The sequence below is a fragment of the Streptomyces chiangmaiensis genome (assembly GCF_036281785.1).
Classification (GTDB): domain Bacteria; phylum Actinomycetota; class Actinomycetes; order Streptomycetales; family Streptomycetaceae; genus Streptomyces; species Streptomyces chiangmaiensis.
This window is the reverse complement of sequence record NZ_JAYWVC010000019.1, coordinates 33160-49846: the sequence shown is the minus strand read 5'-3', so window position 1 is coordinate 49846 and position 16687 is coordinate 33160. Positions and strand designations below refer to the sequence as shown.

The window sequence follows — 16687 nt, the reverse complement described above, 5'->3', positions numbered from 1 at the left end:
GACTCCTTCCGTACTCCGCCTACCGAGTTAGCTGTCGGGTTCGGGCGAGTGGTTCCGGAAGGCATGCCCTACGGCCGCGCCCCGGAGGGCTGTTGGCCGATTCACCCCAAGGTCGGGTGGGTCCCCGGCTCCGGGTGCCGCGGGGGCGCACCGGACTCGGCGGAGGCCGCGCGGCCCGGCGACCTTCGCCGGTGGGTGTCGTGCGGCCCGCCCCGCACGCTAGCCAACTCGTGTGGCCTCTGTGAAGGTTGATGTGCGATATGCCCGATACATTTTCGTGACCTTGACCATGCACCGGGTTGCTCGGGGTGGATGTGACGGTATCTGTGGTGGGTTGGGCGTTTTCCTGTGAAGTCGGGCGGAGTGGCGTACTCCGCCTGGTTCCGTCAGGGGGTGAGCCGTGCGGTGACACGGCGCCGTGCGGTCGGTTTCCGTCGGCGATCGAACAGTTCCGGAAGGTGGCGGTGTGATGTCGGTCGACGCCGGAAGGCCGCGGACGGCCCAGGCCCGTCCCGGCGGCGGAGTTCTCGGGGTGGCGGCCGAGTGTCGGTGGGGCGGCCTAGACTCGGAGAGCGATGAGCAGCCTCTTTGACGACAGCTTCCTGGCGGACCTCAAGGCCACACCGGCCCATGAGGAGGAGCCCCCGCCGCCCGAGGACGATCACGCTCCGGAGTCGGCTCCCGACGATCTGTTCGGCGGACGCTTCGACGCGCCCGCGGACCGGGACGCCTACTACCGCGACGGCGCTCCCCGTCCGGTCAGCGACCCGCAGGCGCTGCTCGAAGGGCTGAACGAGAACCAGCGCGCGGCCGTCATGCACGCCGGCTCCCCCCTGCTCATCGTGGCCGGCGCCGGCTCCGGCAAGACCCGCGTGCTCACCCATCGCATCGCCTATCTGCTGGCCGAGCGGGGCGTGCACCCGGGCCAGATTCTCGCGATCACCTTCACCAACAAGGCCGCGGGCGAGATGAAGGAGCGTGTCGAGCAGCTCGTCGGTCCACGCGCGAACGCGATGTGGGTGATGACCTTCCACAGCGCGTGCGTCCGCATCCTGCGGCGGGAGAGCAAGAAGCTGGGCTTCACGTCCTCCTTCTCGATCTACGACGCCGCCGACAGCAAGCGGCTGATGGCGCTCGTCTGCCGCGACCTGGACCTCGACCCGAAGCGCTTCCCGCCGAAGTCCTTCAGCGCGAAGATCTCCAACCTGAAGAACGAGCTGATCGACGAGGAGGACTTCGCCGCTCAGGCCGCTGGGGGCGCCTCCCGGACGGAGTCCGGGGGAGGCTTCGAGAAGACCCTCGCCCAGGCATACACGCTCTACCAGTCCCGCCTCCGTGAGGCCAACGCGCTCGACTTCGACGACCTGATCATGACGACGGTCAACCTGCTGCGCGCCTTCCCGGACGTCGCCGAGCACTACCGTCGCCGCTTCCGCCACGTCCTCGTCGACGAGTACCAGGACACCAACCACGCCCAGTACGCCCTCGTGCGGGAACTCGTCGGTACCGCCGAGCGCCCTGTGGACGTGCCGCCCGGTGAGCACGACCTGAGCCCGGCCGAACTGTGCGTCGTCGGCGACGCCGACCAGTCGATCTACGCCTTCCGCGGCGCGACCATCCGCAACATCCTCCAGTTCGAGGAGGACTACCCGGACGCCACCACGATCCTCCTGGAGCAGAACTACCGCTCCACGCAGACGATCCTGAGCGCGGCCAACGCGGTCATCGAGCGCAACGAGTCGCGCCGCCCCAAGAATCTGTGGACCAACGCGGGCGCGGGCGCACGGATCATCGGCTATGTCGCCGACACCGAGCACGACGAGGCCCAGTTCGTCGCCGACGAGATAGACCGACTGACGGACTCGGGTGAGGCGAAGGCCGGCGACGTCGCCGTCTTCTACCGCACGAACGCGCAGTCCCGTGTCTTCGAAGAGGTCTTCATCCGCGTCGGCCTGCCCTACAAGGTCGTCGGCGGTGTCCGCTTCTATGAGCGCAAGGAGGTCCGGGACGTCCTGGCGTACCTGCGGGTGCTGGCGAATCCGGAGGACTCCGTTCCGCTGCGGCGGATCCTGAACGTCCCGAAGCGGGGCATCGGAGATCGCGCCGAGGCGATGATCGACGCCCTTGCCCAGCGGGAGAGGATCAGCTTCTCCCAGGCGCTGCGCCGCGTGGACGAGGCGTACGGTATGGCGGCCCGTTCGACGAACGCGGTCAAGCGGTTCAACGCGCTGATGGAGGAGCTGCGGACCATCGTGGAGTCGGGCGCCGGACCGGCCACGGTGCTGGAGGCGGTGCTGGAACGCACCGGCTATCTGGCCGAGTTGCAGGCATCGACCGATCCCCAGGACGAAACCCGCATCGAGAACCTCCAGGAACTCGCCGCCGTGGCCCTGGAGTTCGAGCAGGAGCGCGGAGAAGGCGCATCGGCACCAGAGGCGGCCGCTCCGGGTGGCACGCTCGCCGACTTCCTCGAACAGGTCGCTCTGGTCGCCGACTCCGATCAGATCCCCGACGAGGAGGACGGCGACGGCGTCATCACGCTGATGACCCTCCACACCGCGAAGGGCCTCGAGTTCCCGGTGGTCTTCTTGACCGGCATGGAGGACGGCGTCTTCCCGCACATGCGCGCGCTCGGCCAGACCAAGGAACTGGAGGAGGAGCGGCGCCTGGCGTACGTGGGCATCACCCGGGCGCGGGAGCGGCTGTACCTCACGCGGTCGGCCCTGCGCAGCGCCTGGGGCCAGCCCTCGTACAACCCGCCCTCACGTTTCCTGGAGGAGATCCCGGACCAGCACGTGGAGTGGAAGCGGACCGGCGGCTCCTCGGCCCCCGCGTCCTCCGGTCCGCTCTCGGGAGTGGCGGCCTCGCTCTCGACCTCCCGGTCGCGCTCTTCGGCCGCGGGCGCGTCTGGGTTCGCCACCCGCCGGGGCGGTGCTGCGGAGAAGCCCGTGATCTCCCTGGCGGTGGGCGACCGCGTCACACACGACCAGTTCGGCCTGGGGACGGTCGTCGGCGTCAAGGGCACGGGCGCCAACGCCGAGGCGACGATCGACTTCGGTGACACCAAGCCGAAGCGGCTGCTGCTGCGGTACGCGCCGGTGGAGAAGCTGTAGTCCGTGCGGCTGGGCCCGCGCCGAACGGCGGGGCCCAGGGCGGAGTCGATCAGGTCGGGTCCAGCCCGTGACTCCGCAGCCAGGGCAGCGGGTCTATGGCAGCGCCTCCGCCCGGTCGCACTTCGAAGTGCAGGTGCGGGCCGGTGGAGTTGCCCGAGTTGCCGGAGTACGCGATCGGCTCGCCGGCCTTCACCGTCGTTCCGGAGGCGACCCGGTAGGTGGAGAGGTGGCAGTACCACGTCTCCGTGCCGTCCTTCGCGGTGACGATCATCATGTTGCCGTACGCGCTGTTCCACTGCGTGCGGACCGTGCCGTCGGTCGCGGCCAACACCGTGGTTCCGTAGGAGACCGGGAAGTCGATCCCGGTGTGCACGGACATCCAGTTGATGCCGGCCTGCCCGAAGTAGGCGCTGAGGCCCTTCTGGAGGACCGGCAGGACGAACTTCGGACGCAGCCGCTCCTTGAGCGCCGCCTCCGCCGCGGCCTTCTTCTGCTCGGCCGCCTGCTCGGCCTTGAGGTCGATGCGCTCCTGCGTGCGGCTCGCCCGGTCCGCGAAGTCGTTCGCGCCCGCGGAGAGGCTCTCGAGCTGGGAGTCCAGCTTGTTGTTCGCGGCGGACGGTTTCACGGGTGTGGCGGCCGAGGCGCTCGTCGTCGTGCCGTCCTCGCCGCTCACACCGACCGACGCCGCGGCGATCCCGGCGACCCCCATGACGCACACCGACGGCACGGCGACCGTCAGCAGGGCGGATCGCTTCGCCGGGGTGCGGCGCCGGGCCCGGTTCGAGGCGCGGGCCGCGACACGGGGGGCCGGGGCGGGAGGGATCTCTTCCTGGTCATCGAGCAGCGGAGGAGCGTCGCCGTACGCCTCGTCGGCTTCCAACTCGCCGTCTTCGTAGGCGGTTCGGTCGTACGGCGGCTGATCGAAGGCTTCCACCGCGTCGAAGCCAGAGGTGGCCTGCTGGTCGAAGGCCTCCGCCTGGTCGAAGGATTCGGCCTGATCGAAGGGATCCGGGACCATCTGCTCGAAGGCCGCCGTGGCCGGGTCCGCCGCGTCGGGGTACTGGTCGTGGGTCCCGTGCTCGGCGGTGCCGGCCGAGTTCCACTGGGTGGCGTCGTAGGCGCCCGTGTCGAAGGTCTGCGTGCCCCATTCCCACTGCTGGGTCGGGTCTGCCGACTGGCCGGCCCCGAGCCAGGCGTGCGTGTCCCACTGGCCCGAGGCGTCGGGGGACGTGGCCTGTGCGGGGATGCCGGCGAGTTGCTGATAACCGGCCGCCCAGGCTGTCGTGTCATGGGCGCCGGTGTCGAAGGCGGCGTGGTGCTGGGCGGCGTACGCGCCGTAGTCCGGCGCCTGGTGAGCCTGGTCGCCGAACGTCGCATGCCCGGCCGTGGACCACTGCGTGGCGTCGTATGCGCCGGTCGAGTCGTGGCCCGGCAGGTCGCCGAAGAGAGGGTCGGTGGCGAAGGTCGCCGTCGTGGCACCACCGGTGCCGAAAGCGTCGTTGTACGTGGTGAACTCACCGTACTGGCCACCGTGTGCGCCGTACGACGCGTAGTGCGCCGAGACGGCATCGGGGGCCGGAGTCGGGGGAGTCGCGGTCCCCGACGGGTGACGGTCGTTCACCAACTTCTCTTTCGCCTCGACAGCAGGGGCTGGCAGAGCAGTGCGGCGACTGTACCCGGCGGTACGCGGGCGCGACAATCTTCCGCTGGTTTCCCTCGGGCAGGAAACGGGCATTGCGCCGTGTTTCGGCGGACCCCGGCGAGGCTTTGGTTTTGCGTTCGATGAATGTTCGGGGTCGAGAGGGTGTCCTTGAAGGGTCGGACACCCGAATCGGAGCCGTACGGCGGCACCTGCCGGGCTCTGCCGCGGACATGGTGGCGACGGGCCGTGGGGTCCGTGGTTGCGGGCGGAGAGCCCGGAAGGTCACGCCACTGTCAGACCGCCGGTGTGGGCGGCGGGCGCTCCCGGCTCCACGAGGTCGAGAGCCTGCCGTATCCCGGCGGCGACGGCGGGGTGCACGGGCAGTGCGAGGTGGCCGATACCGCTGACCTGTATGTTCTGCGCCAGCAGGTCGGGGTGGTCGACACAGGCCGTCTCCAGCGGATCCATCAGAGGATCCAGATCGCTCCAGAAGCTCACGAAGTGCGTACGGCAGCCGGGGGCCGGCTCGCGCAGTTCCTGGATCAGCCCCGAACCGGGGCGCATCTGGCGCACGATCGGGTGCGCGTTCGCAAGCGGCGCGACCCGGGTTCCCGAGTGGGGTGTGCCCAGGGTGACGAGGGTGCGGACGCGCAGGTCGCCGCCGAGGCGTTGCACGTAGTACCGCGCGATCAGCCCGCCCAGGCTGTGCCCGACGACATCCACCTGCTGCTGCCCGGTGCGCTCGCACAGCTCTTCGATATAGCGGCCGAGCAGCTGGGCGGCGGTGCGGATGTCACACGTCAGCGGTGAGTAGTTGAGGGATTCGATGTGCTGCCGCCCGTGCTGCGTGAGGTTGCGGCGCAGCAGGACGAAGACCGAGCGATTGTCGATGAACCCGTGGAGCAGGATGACCGGGGGCTTGGCCTCGGTCGGCAGGGTGGCGGCGTCCGGAGGGATCTGCAGGGGCGCCGCACGGCGCTCCTGGATGATTCCCGAGGGGTACAGGAGCAGATGCCCGGCGAGGATCGCGAGCTCCAGCGCGGTTGCCTTCAGGGGGGCTATGGACAGTCCGGCCAGTCGGCTCGGGAACAGGCGCTGGCACAGCGGAAGCAGCGGCTGCAGGGGCTGTACTGCCCTGGAGACCATCATGGCCGACCTCCCGTCGGCGCACGCGAGGACGCCTCTGTCCCCCGTGAGCCCTCGTGGAAAGCCGTCGAGGCGATGGCCTACGGGGCGGATACCGCGGGTTCGGCCGTGCCGCGGACGCGGCGTGTGTGGCCATGACGCGACGGGCGTCTTCTCGTCGCTATGACGCGTTCGCCCGTCCTCGCGGCGCGGTTCCCGTCCTCCTCGTACGGGTGTGGATCCCCGCATGCGTGCCCTGTGCAATTTCGCCGAGGAACCCCACCACCACTGCGCCCCGCCGGCGATGCGGTGGTGCGGCCGCCCCGTAGCGGCTCTCCTTGCGCACGATCACCTCGGTCCACGGCACTCGAGCCGCTGGTGACCACGGCCCCTGTGCCGCCAAGAGGGGAGACCCTGCGCGGCGATTGTGTCCCACTGTGTGATTTCCCCCTCGGTCTGCACCGCGAAACTGCCGGTTGCGGGATGCTGGCGATAACGTTCGTTCACTTCCCGAGTCGGTGCGGCGCGGGACACCTGTGCCGTGAGGTGCGCGCGGGCCTGGTCCGCCGGGACCGCGCGGGCGGAGCGGTGCGTGTGCCCGTCGGTGCGAAATGCGCCGAACGTGCGGTCCGTATGTCCGCCGGTGCGGTGACGTGGCGGAGGTGCGGTACATCGGTACAGGGTGGAGTAGTCGCTTCATGGAGGCAGTGATGGGTGTGGCAGCCGGACCGATCCGCGTGGTGGTGGCCAAACCGGGGCTCGACGGCCACGATCGAGGGGCCAAGGTGATCGCGCGGGCGCTGCGCGACGCGGGCATGGAGGTTATCTACACCGGCCTCCACCAGACGCCCGAGCAGATCGTGGACACGGCGATCCAGGAGGACGCCGACGCGATCGGTCTGTCGATCCTGTCCGGCGCGCACAACACGCTGTTCGCCGCGGTGATCGACCTGCTCAAGGAGCGCGACGCGGAGGACATCCTGGTCTTCGGTGGCGGGATCATCCCGGAGGCGGACATCCCCCTGCTGAAGGAGAAGGGCGTCGCTGAGATCTTCACGCCCGGTGCGACCACCGCGTCGATCGTGGACTGGGTACGGGCGAACGTACGCCAGCCGGCCGGGGCGTAGCACTGCCACGAGGGTGCCGTTCACCGGCGGGTGGGCGGCGCCCTTCGGTGCGCCTCGCGGCGACCCCGTGCCCCGCCTCATGGCTCACCCAGTTCCTCCCGCATCGTGGCACGCAGGCGCAGAGTCCTCGTCAGTCGCTGGAACGCCTCCGCCCAGTAGCCGCCGGCTCCGGGCGACGCGTCCTCCGTCTCGTCGGGTATCGCCGTCAGCGCGTCGAGCCGGCTCGCCTCCACGGGGTCGAGACAGCGCTCCGCGAGGCCCATCACCCCGCTGAAGCTCCAGGGGTAACTACCCGCGTCCCGCGCGATGTCGAGCGCGTCCACGACCGCCCGCCCGAGAGGGGTGGCCCAGGGGACCGCGCACACCCCGAGGAGCTGGAACGCCTCGGACAGACCGTGCGTGGCGATGAATCCCGCGACCCAGTCGGCCCGATCGGTCGCGTCCAGTATCGAGAGCAGCTTCGCCCGCTCGGCCAGGTACACCGCACCCGGGCCCCCGGCCTCCGCCGCGGAAGGACGGCCGAGCAGGGCCCGGGACCAGCCGGGGTCGCGCTGCCGTACCGCCGCACGGCACCACGCCGCGTGCAGTTCGCCCTGCCAGTCGTCCGCCACCGGCAGTGCGACGATCTCCTCCGGCGTGCGCCGCCCGAGCCGTGCCGGCCACGTACCGAGCGGTGCGGCCTCCACCAACTGGCCCAGCCACCACGACCGTTCGCCGCGACCCGCCGGGGGCTTCGGCACCACCCCGTCGCGCTCCATGCCCGGGTCGCACTGGTGCGGCGCCTCGACCACGATCGTGGGATCCGGGCGGGTGCGGTCGATCGCCACGCAGGCCGCCGCCCGTGCCGCCATCCGCCAGGCCAGGGCCGAGCCCGGCAGCGCCGACAGCAACTCCGCCGCCGTCGCCCGGACGTTGCGGCTCCGGTCGGAGAGCGCCTGCTCCAGGAACGGCTCGTCCGCGGGTTCGAGCCCCGTGCGCAGTGAGTCGAGGAACATCAGGCGGTCCTCGGCCCGTTCGGTCGCCCAGGTGGAGGCCAGCAGTTCGCGGGCCGCGGGTGGCTGTCGCCTGCGCAGTGCGGCCAGCAGGGCGACCCGTTCCGCGAACAGGCCTTCCTGCCACAGGCCTTGGGCCCGGTCCCGTTCTTCCGGTGGCGGCAGCTCGGAGCCGTCACCGGGTGCGGAGCGCAGCGCGAAGCGCCAGTCCGGGTTCAGCCGGGCCAGCCACAGGGCGCGCGGGCCGGCGAAGGCCAGCGCCGCCGGTCGCAGGTCCGTACGGCCGCGGGCCGCGTCCAGAAGCGCGGGCAGCGCTTCCGGGGGTGGCGCGAAGCCCCGTTCGTTGGCCAGGGACAGCCACTGTGGCAGCAGCTCCATGAGGTCGGGGGCCGCCCCCCGGCGGCCACCGCCCGTGCCGGGGCGGTCCGACAGGAGCAGGGCCAGTCTGCCGGCCGCCGCGGGCGGCAGCGGGGGGCGTGGGTCCGGTGCCGCGGGCTCGGGCCGTGCCGCCGCCGGTGCGGGGCGCAGCCCCGCTCTGCGTCGCACCGTCTCCACGGCGGCCAGGTCAAGCAGCGCCGTCGGCGCATCCCGACCGGGCGGCAGCCACGGCGGGGTGCGCCGGCCGGTGCCCAGCAGGGCCACGGTCACCAGTTCGTCCCAGGGCACGTCGGAGGCCGTGTCCGGTGGGGCGGGAGTCGCAGTCATGTGGGTCCTCCGGTCGGCAGGCAGTGGCTCGGGTGTCGTCAGCACAGCGGGACCGCCTCTCCTGCGCCCTCCGGCCAGGCGGTGAGCGGGGTGAATCCGAGATGACCGCACTCGCCGAAGACCGTGACCGGGCCGCCGCCCGAGAGGGCGACCAGGCGCCACAGGCCCGGGCGGGCGGCCACCGAAGGGGTGAGTAGCAGCGCCCTGCCGTCGTCCGCGTCCGCCAGCTGCCAGGAGTCCTCGGCGGGCGTCGGTATCACGCGGCCCAGCGTCACCGGGAACGAGTCCAGCCAAGGGTCCGCTCGCAGCGCCTCCCCGTAGTACGCCATCGCCCGGGCAGTGGTCACGCCCGGCGGTCGCACGGTGACCGGCTCGGGCGAGGTGAACCGCTCGCCCAGCGCGACCCGCAGCTGCCCGGCCCCCGGATACCCGGAGACCTCCGCCTCGAAGACCAGGCCCACCGGCAGCGCCGGCTCCGGAGCACGCCCCGCCGCCGCGAAGGAGAGGTGCAGCACGGTGCGCCCGGACTCCGTTCCGTACATCCAGATCCGGCGCGTGGTGAGCCGGCCGTCCGAGGTGTCGTACTGCGCCAGGACCAGCCAGCGGTCGCGGACGGGCGGACCGTCCGGTGAGCCGGGCAGGCCGACCCGTGAACGGACCGTCGCCGCCAGCCCGTCCGGCAGCCGCTCACGGCGCAGCCAGCCCCGGTCCAGCAGATGCAGCAGGGCGCACTCCTCCAGCAGTCGCGCCGGCCAGCCCGGCCCCGACGCCGGGAGAGCGCCCAACTCCCTGACCCGGGCTGCCAGTCCAGGCGCCTGCGCGTCCACCATCCGGGCGGCCGTTTCCTCCCACAGCCCGTACCCCGCCTGTTCGGCCGAGGCCAGGCCGCCCCGCAGCAGATCGGCCAGCCGCTGCTCCAGCTCCTCCGCCCCGGCCGTGATCCGCTCGGCCCGCCGCTCCGCCCGGCGCCGGGCCGCCTCCGGAGCGGCGGACGCGCCCCCACTGTGGCCGACCGGTGTCCTCCCCTCCTGCGTGCGCTGTCTGCGTCCTTCGATCCACTGCTCCGCCCAGTCCGGCGCCTGCCCCCGTGGCACCGTGCCGTCCCCACCCGACCAGAGCAGCAGCAGTCCCAGCGCGTGCTTGCACGGGAACTTGCGGCTCGGGCAACTGCAGCTGTACGCCGGGCCGGATGCGTCCGCGATGTCGACGACCGTCCGGTACGGCGTGCTTCCGCTGCCCTTGCACAGTCCCCACACCGTCCCCTCGCCGGAACTGCCCGTCTCCGACCACGGCCCGGCCGCGCCGAGTTCGCTTCCCGCCTTGCGTGACGCGATGTCAGGCGCCAGTGCCAGCACCTGGTCCGCGGTCCAGCGCACCCCCTGCTGAGTCATGTCGTCGACGGTAGATCCCGACACTGACAATCTCCGGTCGCGAGGGCTTTCGCACAGGTCACCCTGGATTGTCAGTGGTCTGGTGCACGGTGGGTGGCAGATCCGAACCGGCCGAGCTGGAGGGGGAAGTGGTCATGCGTGTGTCCGTTGATCCGATGTCCGTCGAACCGGACCCGAGCGAGTCCGCGCCCATGCACGGAAGCGCTGCGGCAGGCCCGGACGGGCGGGGGTCCGAGCCCCTGCGCACGCCCGCGGGGGGGAGTGCGCGAGCGGGGGCGGGCGGATCCGGCCGAGCGGCGTCCGAGGCGCTGCGGCCGCACGCCGAGGACGACTTCGCGGCCGAACTCGCCGCGCTGGCCGCGCAGGACGACCGGCCGCGCCCGGCCCGCTGGCGGCTGTCGCCATGGGCCGTGGCCACGTATCTGCTGGGCGGCACGCTGCCGGACGGCACTGTGATCTCGCCGAAGTACGTCGGTCCGCGCCGTATCGTCGAGGTCGCCGTCACCACGCTCGCCACCGACCGCGCCCTGCTCCTGCTCGGCGTGCCCGGCACGGCCAAGACCTGGGTGTCCGAGCATCTCGCGGCGGCCATCAGCGGCGACTCGACTCTGCTCGTGCAGGGCACGGCCGGCACCCCGGAGGAGGCGATCCGCTACGGATGGAACTACGCGCAGCTGCTCGCGCACGGCCCGAGCCAGGACGCGCTGGTGCCCAGCCCGGTCATGCGGGCCATGAGCGAGGGGACGGTCGCACGGGTCGAGGAGCTGACCCGCATCCCGGCCGACGTGCAGGACACGCTGATCACCATCCTGTCCGAGAAGACCCTGCCGATACCGGAGTTGGGGCAGGAGGTGCTGGCCGTCCGCGGCTTCAACCTGATCGCGACGGCCAATGACCGCGACCGCGGGGTCAACGAGCTGTCGAGTGCGTTGCGCCGCCGTTTCAACACCGTGGTGCTCCCGCTGCCGGAGAGCGCCGAGGCGGAGGTCGACATCGTCTCCCGCCGGGTCGAGCAGATCGGACGCTCGCTCGACCTGCCGGCCCTGCCCGACGGCATCGACGAGCTCCGACGTGTCGTCACGGTCTTCCGGGAGCTGCGGAGCGGCGTCACCGTGGACGGACGGACGAAGCTGAAGTCGCCCAGCGGCACGCTGTCCACCGCCGAGGCGATCTCCGTCGTCACGGGCGGGCTCGCGCTGGCCGCCCACTTCGGTGACGGCGTGCTACGGGCGAGCGATGTCGCCGCGGGCATCCTCGGAGCGGTCGTCCGGGACCCGGCGGCCGACCGCGTCGTCTGGCAGGAGTACCTGGAGGCCGTGGTCCGCGAGCGCGACGGCTGGACGGACCTCTACCGCGCATGCCGGGAGGTGTCCGCGTGAAGGGCCCGGGCGGGAACTCCTCATGGGGCTTCCTCAGCGGGGCGGGCGGCGCCGCGGCGCGCAAGGGCTTGGTGGCGCGGGGGTGAACGGACGCGGCGATCCGGGGTGGTGCCGGTGGCGAGGGGAACGGTGTGACGGGCGTTGACAGGCCGCCGGGCGGGACGGCCGACGAGGGGCCGCTGCTGCTCGGGGTGCGGCATCACGGACCGGGCTCCGCGCGCGCCGTGCGGGCCGCGCTGGACTCGGCACGGCCGCGCACCGTGCTGATCGAGGGGCCGCCCGAGGCGGATTCCCTGATCCCGCTCGCGGCGGACGAGGAGATGCGGCCGCCGGTGGCGCTGCTCGCCCACGCCGTGGACGAGCCCGGACGGTCGGCCTTCTGGCCGCTGGCCGAGTTCTCCCCGGAGTGGGTGGCGATCCGGTGGGCTCTGGAGCACGGCGTGCCGGCACGGTTCATCGATCTGCCGGCGGCACACACGCTGGCATGGGGGAAGGAGGATCCGGCGTCGCCGAAGGGCGACCCCGGGGAGGCGAAGCAGCAGCCGTCCGCGGACGAGCCCGGGGACGGGAAGGCGGCGACCGGGGCCGGGGCACCCGGAGCGGCCCGGGAACCCGAGGACACCGTCCGTCTCGACCCCGTCGCCGTGCTGGCCGAGGCCGCCGGGTACGACGATCCGGAGCGGTGGTGGGAGGACGTCGTCGAGCACCGGGGCGCGGGGACGGACGACGCGCTCGCACCGTTCGCCGTGCTCGAGGAGGCCATGGGCACCCTCCGGGAGGCGTACGGCACCGGGGGGCATGAGCGGGACCTCGTGCGGGAGGCGTACATGCGGCTTCGGGTGCGTGCCGCCCGGCGCGAGTTCGGTGGGGACGTGGCCGTGGTGTGCGGGGCCTGGCACGTGCCCGCGCTGCGGCGTAGGACCCCCGTCGCCGCCGACCGGGCCCTGTCGAAGGGGCTGCCCAAGGTGAAGGCGGACATGACCTGGGTGCCCTGGACCTACCGGAGGCTGTCCCGGGCCAGTGGCTACGGGGCGGGGATCGACTCGCCCGGCTGGTACGGGCATCTGTTCGGCGCCCCCGACCGGCCCGTGGAGCGGTGGCTGACCAGGGTGGCCGGGCTGCTCCGCGAGGAGGACCGGATCGTGTCGTCCGCGCATGTCATCGAGGCGGTGCGACTCGCAGGGACGCTCGCCGCGCTGCGCGGACGCCCGCTGCCGGGGCTGGCCGAGACGACCGACGCGGTGCGGGCGGTGATGTGCGAGGGCTCGGACGTGCCGCTGGCACTGGTGCACGACCGGATGGTGGTCGGGGACGTCCTCGGGGAGGTGCCGGCTTCGGCCCCCGCGGTGCCGTTGCAGCGGGACCTCGACCGGCTCCAGAAGCGGCTCAGGCTCAAACCGGAGCCGCTGGAGCGGGAGTTGGAGCTCGACCTGCGCAAGGACACCGACGCCGCGCGCAGCCGGCTGCTCCACCGACTGCGGCTCCTGGGGATCGGCTGGGGAGAGCCCGTCGCCTCGCGGGGCAGTACCGGGACGTTCCGGGAGACCTGGCGGCTGCGCTGGGATCCGGAGCTGGCCGTGCGCGTCGCCGAGGCCGGCGTGTGGGGGACGACCCTGCTCACCGCCGCGACCGCGAAGGCCGAGGCGGACGCGGTCGCCGCGGGGACGCTCGCCGACGTCACGGCACTCGCCGAGCGGTGCCTGCAGGCGGAGCTGTCCGACGCGCTGCCGGTGGTCATGCGGGTCCTCGCCGACCGCGCGGCCCTCGACGCCGACGTCGCCCATCTGGCCCAGGCCCTGCCCGCGCTGGTGCGTTCCCTGCGCTACGGGGACGTGCGCGGCACCGGCACCCGGGCGCTGGCGGATGTCGCGACGGGCCTGGCCGAGCGCGTGTTCGTCGGGCTGCCACCCGCGTGCGCCGCGCTGGACGCGGAGGCGGCCGAGGAGATGCGGCGGCATGTGGACGCGGTGCACGGGGCGGTGGGACTGCTCGAGGAAGGCATCGCTGCGGTGCAGGGCGACCTGCGCGGACGGTGGCGTTCCGTCCTGCGGGTGCTCTCCGGACGGGACACCGTCCCCGGAGTGATCCGCGGGCGTGCCGTGCGGCTGCTTCTGGACGACGGGGAGCTGGTGCGGGAGGAGGCGGCGCGGCTGATGGGGCTCGTGCTGTCGCCGGGGACGCCGCCCGCGGACGCCGCCGCGTGGATCGAGGGGTTCGTCGGCGGCGGCTCCGGCGGCGGAATGCTTCTCGTGCACGACGAGCGACTGCTCGAGCTGGTGGACACCTGGCTGACCGGGGTGCCGGCGGACGCGTTCACGGACGTACTGCCCCTGCTGCGCCGCACGTTCTCGGCGTACGAGCCGGGAGTGCGGCGCACGCTCGGTGAGCTGGTACGGCGGGGGCCGGGCGCGCGGGGCAGCGCGGTGGCCACCGGCGCGGGCGTCCCGGGGTTCGCCTCCGGGCCCGATACCGGGCGGGCGGACGCCGTGGTCCCGGTGCTGCGTCTGCTGCTCGGCCCGGACGAATCCGGCGGCAGTGACGCCGACGACCTTGCGGAGGTGGCCCGATGAGCACGCACACGACCGTCCGGGAGGAGGCCATGACCGTGCCGGACCGGACGGTGGGAGCCGACGAACGGCTGCGGCGCTGGCGGCTCGTGCTCGGCGGGGACGCGGCGGACGGCACCGGGTTCGGGCTCACGGGACGGGACGCCGCGATGGACGGGGCACTGGCCGCGCTGTACGGAAAAGGGGACAAGCCCCGGCACGGAGGGGACCGTTCGGCGGGGCTCGGGGCCTCCGCGCCGTCCGTCGCGCGCTGGCTCGGGGACATCCGGACGTACTTCCCCTCGTCCGTCGTCCAGGTCATGCAGCGTGACGCCATCGACCGGCTCGGCCTGTCCACTCTGCTCCTGGAGCCGGAGATGCTCGAGGCGGTCGAGGCGGACGTGCACCTGGTCGGCACGCTGCTCTCGCTGAACACGGCGATGCCGGAGACCACCAGGGAGACCGCACGAGCGGTGGTCCGCAAGGTCGTCGAGGATCTGGAGGAGCGGCTCGCCGCCCGCACCCGCGCCACGCTCACGGGGGCCCTCGACCGCAGTGCGCGGGTCAGCCGGCCCCGGCATCACGACATCGACTGGAACCGCACGATCGCGGCCAATCTCAAGCACTATCTGCCGGAGTACGGCACGGTCGTGCCGGAGCGGCTGATCGGGTACGGGCGGGCGTCCCGGTCCGTGCAGAAGGAAGTCGTTCTCTGCATCGACCAGTCGGGGTCGATGGCGGCTTCGGTGGTGTATGCGTCCGTCTTCGGCGCCGTTCTGGCGTCGATGCGGTCCATCGCCACGCGGCTCGTCGTCTTCGACACCGCCGTCGTCGACCTCACGGACCAGCTCGAGGACCCGGTCGACGTCCTGTTCGGCACGCAACTCGGTGGCGGTACGGACATCAACAGAGCGTTGGCGTACTGCCAGTCGCGGATCACGCGGCCCGCCGACACGGTCGTGGTCCTCATCAGCGACCTGTACGAAGGGGGGATCCGGGACGAGATGCTGAAGCGGGTGGCGGCGATGAAGGCGTCGGGGGTGCAGTTCGTGGCACTGCTCGCGCTGTCCGACGAGGGTGCGCCCGCCTATGACCGCGAGCACGCGGCGGCGCTCGCGGCGCTGGGCGCACCGGCGTTCGCCTGCACACCCGACCTGTTCCCGGAGGTGATGGCGGCGGCCATCGAGAAGCGGCCCCTTCCGATACCGGAGTCGATATGACGATCCGGCGACATGGGGGACACAACGGGCAGTTCTCAAAACAGGCGTCTTTGAGCACAGGTGGGAAAAAGGATATGACTACCCATCGGTAACAGGGGGCTTGCGCAACCGCAGGCGTTCCGTGCAAGGATCGACGGCGGTTCGCCATCGGCGGTGCGCCGTTCGCTGCGTACCGCCTTGTTCCGCCGCACGGAGGCCCTCCCCGTCGTGACCCTGCCAACCGCACTGCCCTTCGCCGGTGCCGCACTGCGCACGATGCGTACGGCGGCCGGGCGGCGTGCGCTGCATCTGGCGCTGCTGGTGGGCGGATTGTTGGCGCTGGGGTTCCTCTGTGAGGGGCAGGCCCAGGCGGCGGACGGTACGCCGCCGGCGTCGGCGGCTCCGGCCGCGGCCCGCACCCCGGCCGACGCCGTGCGCCCGGTCGAGGGGGCGATGCGACGGATCGAGAAGACCGTCGGCGGGACGGTCGGACGGACGGTGAAGGACTCCGGTTCCGCCGAGCCCGCCGCTCACCGAGCCCGGCCGGTGCCCCCGGCCGGAAGCACCCGGCACGGCACGCTCGTTCTGCCGCCCGCCGGCCGGCACACTCCGAGCGCTTCGCGAACGTCTGCCGCCCGTCCGGACGACGTGCCCGTCACCCGTCCCGCCGCACCCGGTGCGGCGGTCGACCCGGTCGCGTCGGTGGTCCGGACGGTTCCCGAGGTCGGTGACACCCTTCGGCAGGTGGTGCGGCCCGTCGTCGGCAAGCTTCTGCAGCCGGTCGGCGACACGGTCGTTCAGCCCGTCGGGGGACTCGTCCAGACGGTGACCGAAGGGCTGCCGGACACTCCGGCACAGCCGTCGCTGCCGTCGCTGCCGACACTTTCCGAACTTCCCGAACTGCCCGTTCTTCCCGGGCTGCCGGCATCGCCGGTGCACACCCTGCCCGCGCCGTCGGCACCGCAGCAGCCAGGTGGCGAGAGAGGGCACCCGAGCGCGGTGGAACAGCGGAAGAGCGAGGCGCACGCCTTTCCGGCGGCGGCCGTCCAGGTCCCGGCGGAGCAGTCGGCCCCCCACGCCCGTCACGCCGCCCGGTCCCCGCAGATGCTCGTGCACCAGGCCCCTGGCGGTGATCCGGGCACATACGGCGACCAGCCGGCCGCCGACGGCGGTGTGCCGCGGCACGGCGACGCGCACGCGGTCGCGTTCAGCGACCGGGCGCCGCTGCCGCTGATGCGCGGCGCCACCACGGTCGTCACCGCGGACGGGACCCGGGACCGGCACCGGGGCATCCCCGAGTTCCCCGGCTAGGGCAGCGCCTCCGCCCCGCGCGACCCGACGCGCGGGGACGGAACAGGTCTGTCTCCGTCCGGACCCTTCGACCCCGGACGGAAGCCATCGGACCCCGAGCCGTCGCAGCCGGAACGCCTCCGTGGCCTCAGGTCCCCCCAGGACCCCCACGGATCCG

The 16687-nt window shown here is 72.5% G+C and carries 10 protein-coding genes and 1 riboswitch; of the genes, 6 read left to right on the top strand and 4 right to left on the bottom strand.

The window, feature by feature from the left end; genetic code table 11:
* Position 1: 1 nt before the first annotated feature.
* A riboswitch (cyclic di-AMP (ydaO/yuaA leader) is annotated at positions 2-172 on the bottom strand.
* Positions 173-575: 403 nt separating this feature from the next.
* Positions 576-3113: a DNA helicase PcrA gene (gene pcrA, locus VXC91_RS09110; RefSeq protein WP_329506466.1), complete on the top strand. Its 2538-nt coding sequence runs from the start codon at positions 576-578 to the stop codon at positions 3111-3113.
* Between the two features lie 49 nt (positions 3114-3162).
* Here the strand turns inward: pcrA and VXC91_RS09105 are convergent, their stop codons facing one another.
* On the bottom strand, positions 3163-4734 hold the full coding sequence (locus tag VXC91_RS09105) for a M23 family metallopeptidase (protein WP_329506465.1): 1572 nt from the start codon (positions 4732-4734) through the stop codon (positions 3163-3165).
* Between the two features lie 303 nt (positions 4735-5037).
* Positions 5038-5904, bottom strand: coding sequence for an esterase/lipase family protein (locus tag VXC91_RS09100; protein ID WP_329506463.1), 867 nt, complete (start codon positions 5902-5904; stop codon positions 5038-5040).
* A 686-nt stretch (positions 5905-6590) separates the two neighbouring features.
* On the opposite strand from VXC91_RS09100, the gene VXC91_RS09095 reads away from it, so the two are divergent.
* Positions 6591-7007, top strand: coding sequence for a cobalamin B12-binding domain-containing protein (locus VXC91_RS09095; RefSeq protein WP_030233524.1), 417 nt, complete (start codon positions 6591-6593; stop codon positions 7005-7007).
* A gap of 77 nt (positions 7008-7084) precedes the next feature.
* Here the strand turns inward: VXC91_RS09095 and VXC91_RS09090 are convergent, their stop codons facing one another.
* Together VXC91_RS09090 and VXC91_RS09085 are read right to left on the bottom strand one after the other, a co-directional pair.
* Positions 7085-8704 carry a DUF5691 domain-containing protein gene (locus VXC91_RS09090; protein ID WP_329506461.1) on the bottom strand — a complete coding sequence of 540 codons (1620 nt, stop codon included), beginning with the start codon at positions 8702-8704 and terminating at the stop codon, positions 7085-7087.
* A gap of 38 nt (positions 8705-8742) precedes the next feature.
* A complete protein-coding gene (locus VXC91_RS09085) occupies positions 8743-10095 on the bottom strand; it encodes an SWIM zinc finger family protein (protein ID WP_329506460.1) in 1353 nt (450 codons plus the stop codon).
* Between the two features lie 134 nt (positions 10096-10229).
* On the opposite strand from VXC91_RS09085, the gene VXC91_RS09080 reads away from it, so the two are divergent.
* The 4 genes from VXC91_RS09080 (at position 10230) to VXC91_RS09065 (ending at position 16530) form a co-directional block, all read left to right on the top strand.
* Positions 10230-11474, top strand: coding sequence for an ATP-binding protein (locus VXC91_RS09080; RefSeq protein WP_329506458.1), 1245 nt, complete (start codon positions 10230-10232; stop codon positions 11472-11474).
* Between the two features lie 131 nt (positions 11475-11605).
* Positions 11606-14044 (top strand): DUF5682 family protein, encoded by a 2439-nt coding sequence (locus VXC91_RS09075; RefSeq protein WP_329506457.1) that lies wholly within the window; start codon positions 11606-11608, stop codon positions 14042-14044.
* A gap of 29 nt (positions 14045-14073) precedes the next feature.
* Positions 14074-15240, top strand: a complete 1167-nt coding sequence (locus VXC91_RS09070) for a VWA domain-containing protein (protein WP_329506499.1) — start codon at positions 14074-14076, stop codon at positions 15238-15240.
* A 207-nt stretch (positions 15241-15447) separates the two neighbouring features.
* The gene (locus tag VXC91_RS09065) at positions 15448-16530 is read left to right on the top strand and encodes a hypothetical protein (protein WP_329506455.1); all 1083 of its coding nucleotides are present in this window, start codon (positions 15448-15450) and stop codon (positions 16528-16530) included.
* The last annotated feature ends 157 nt before the right edge of the window (positions 16531-16687 follow it).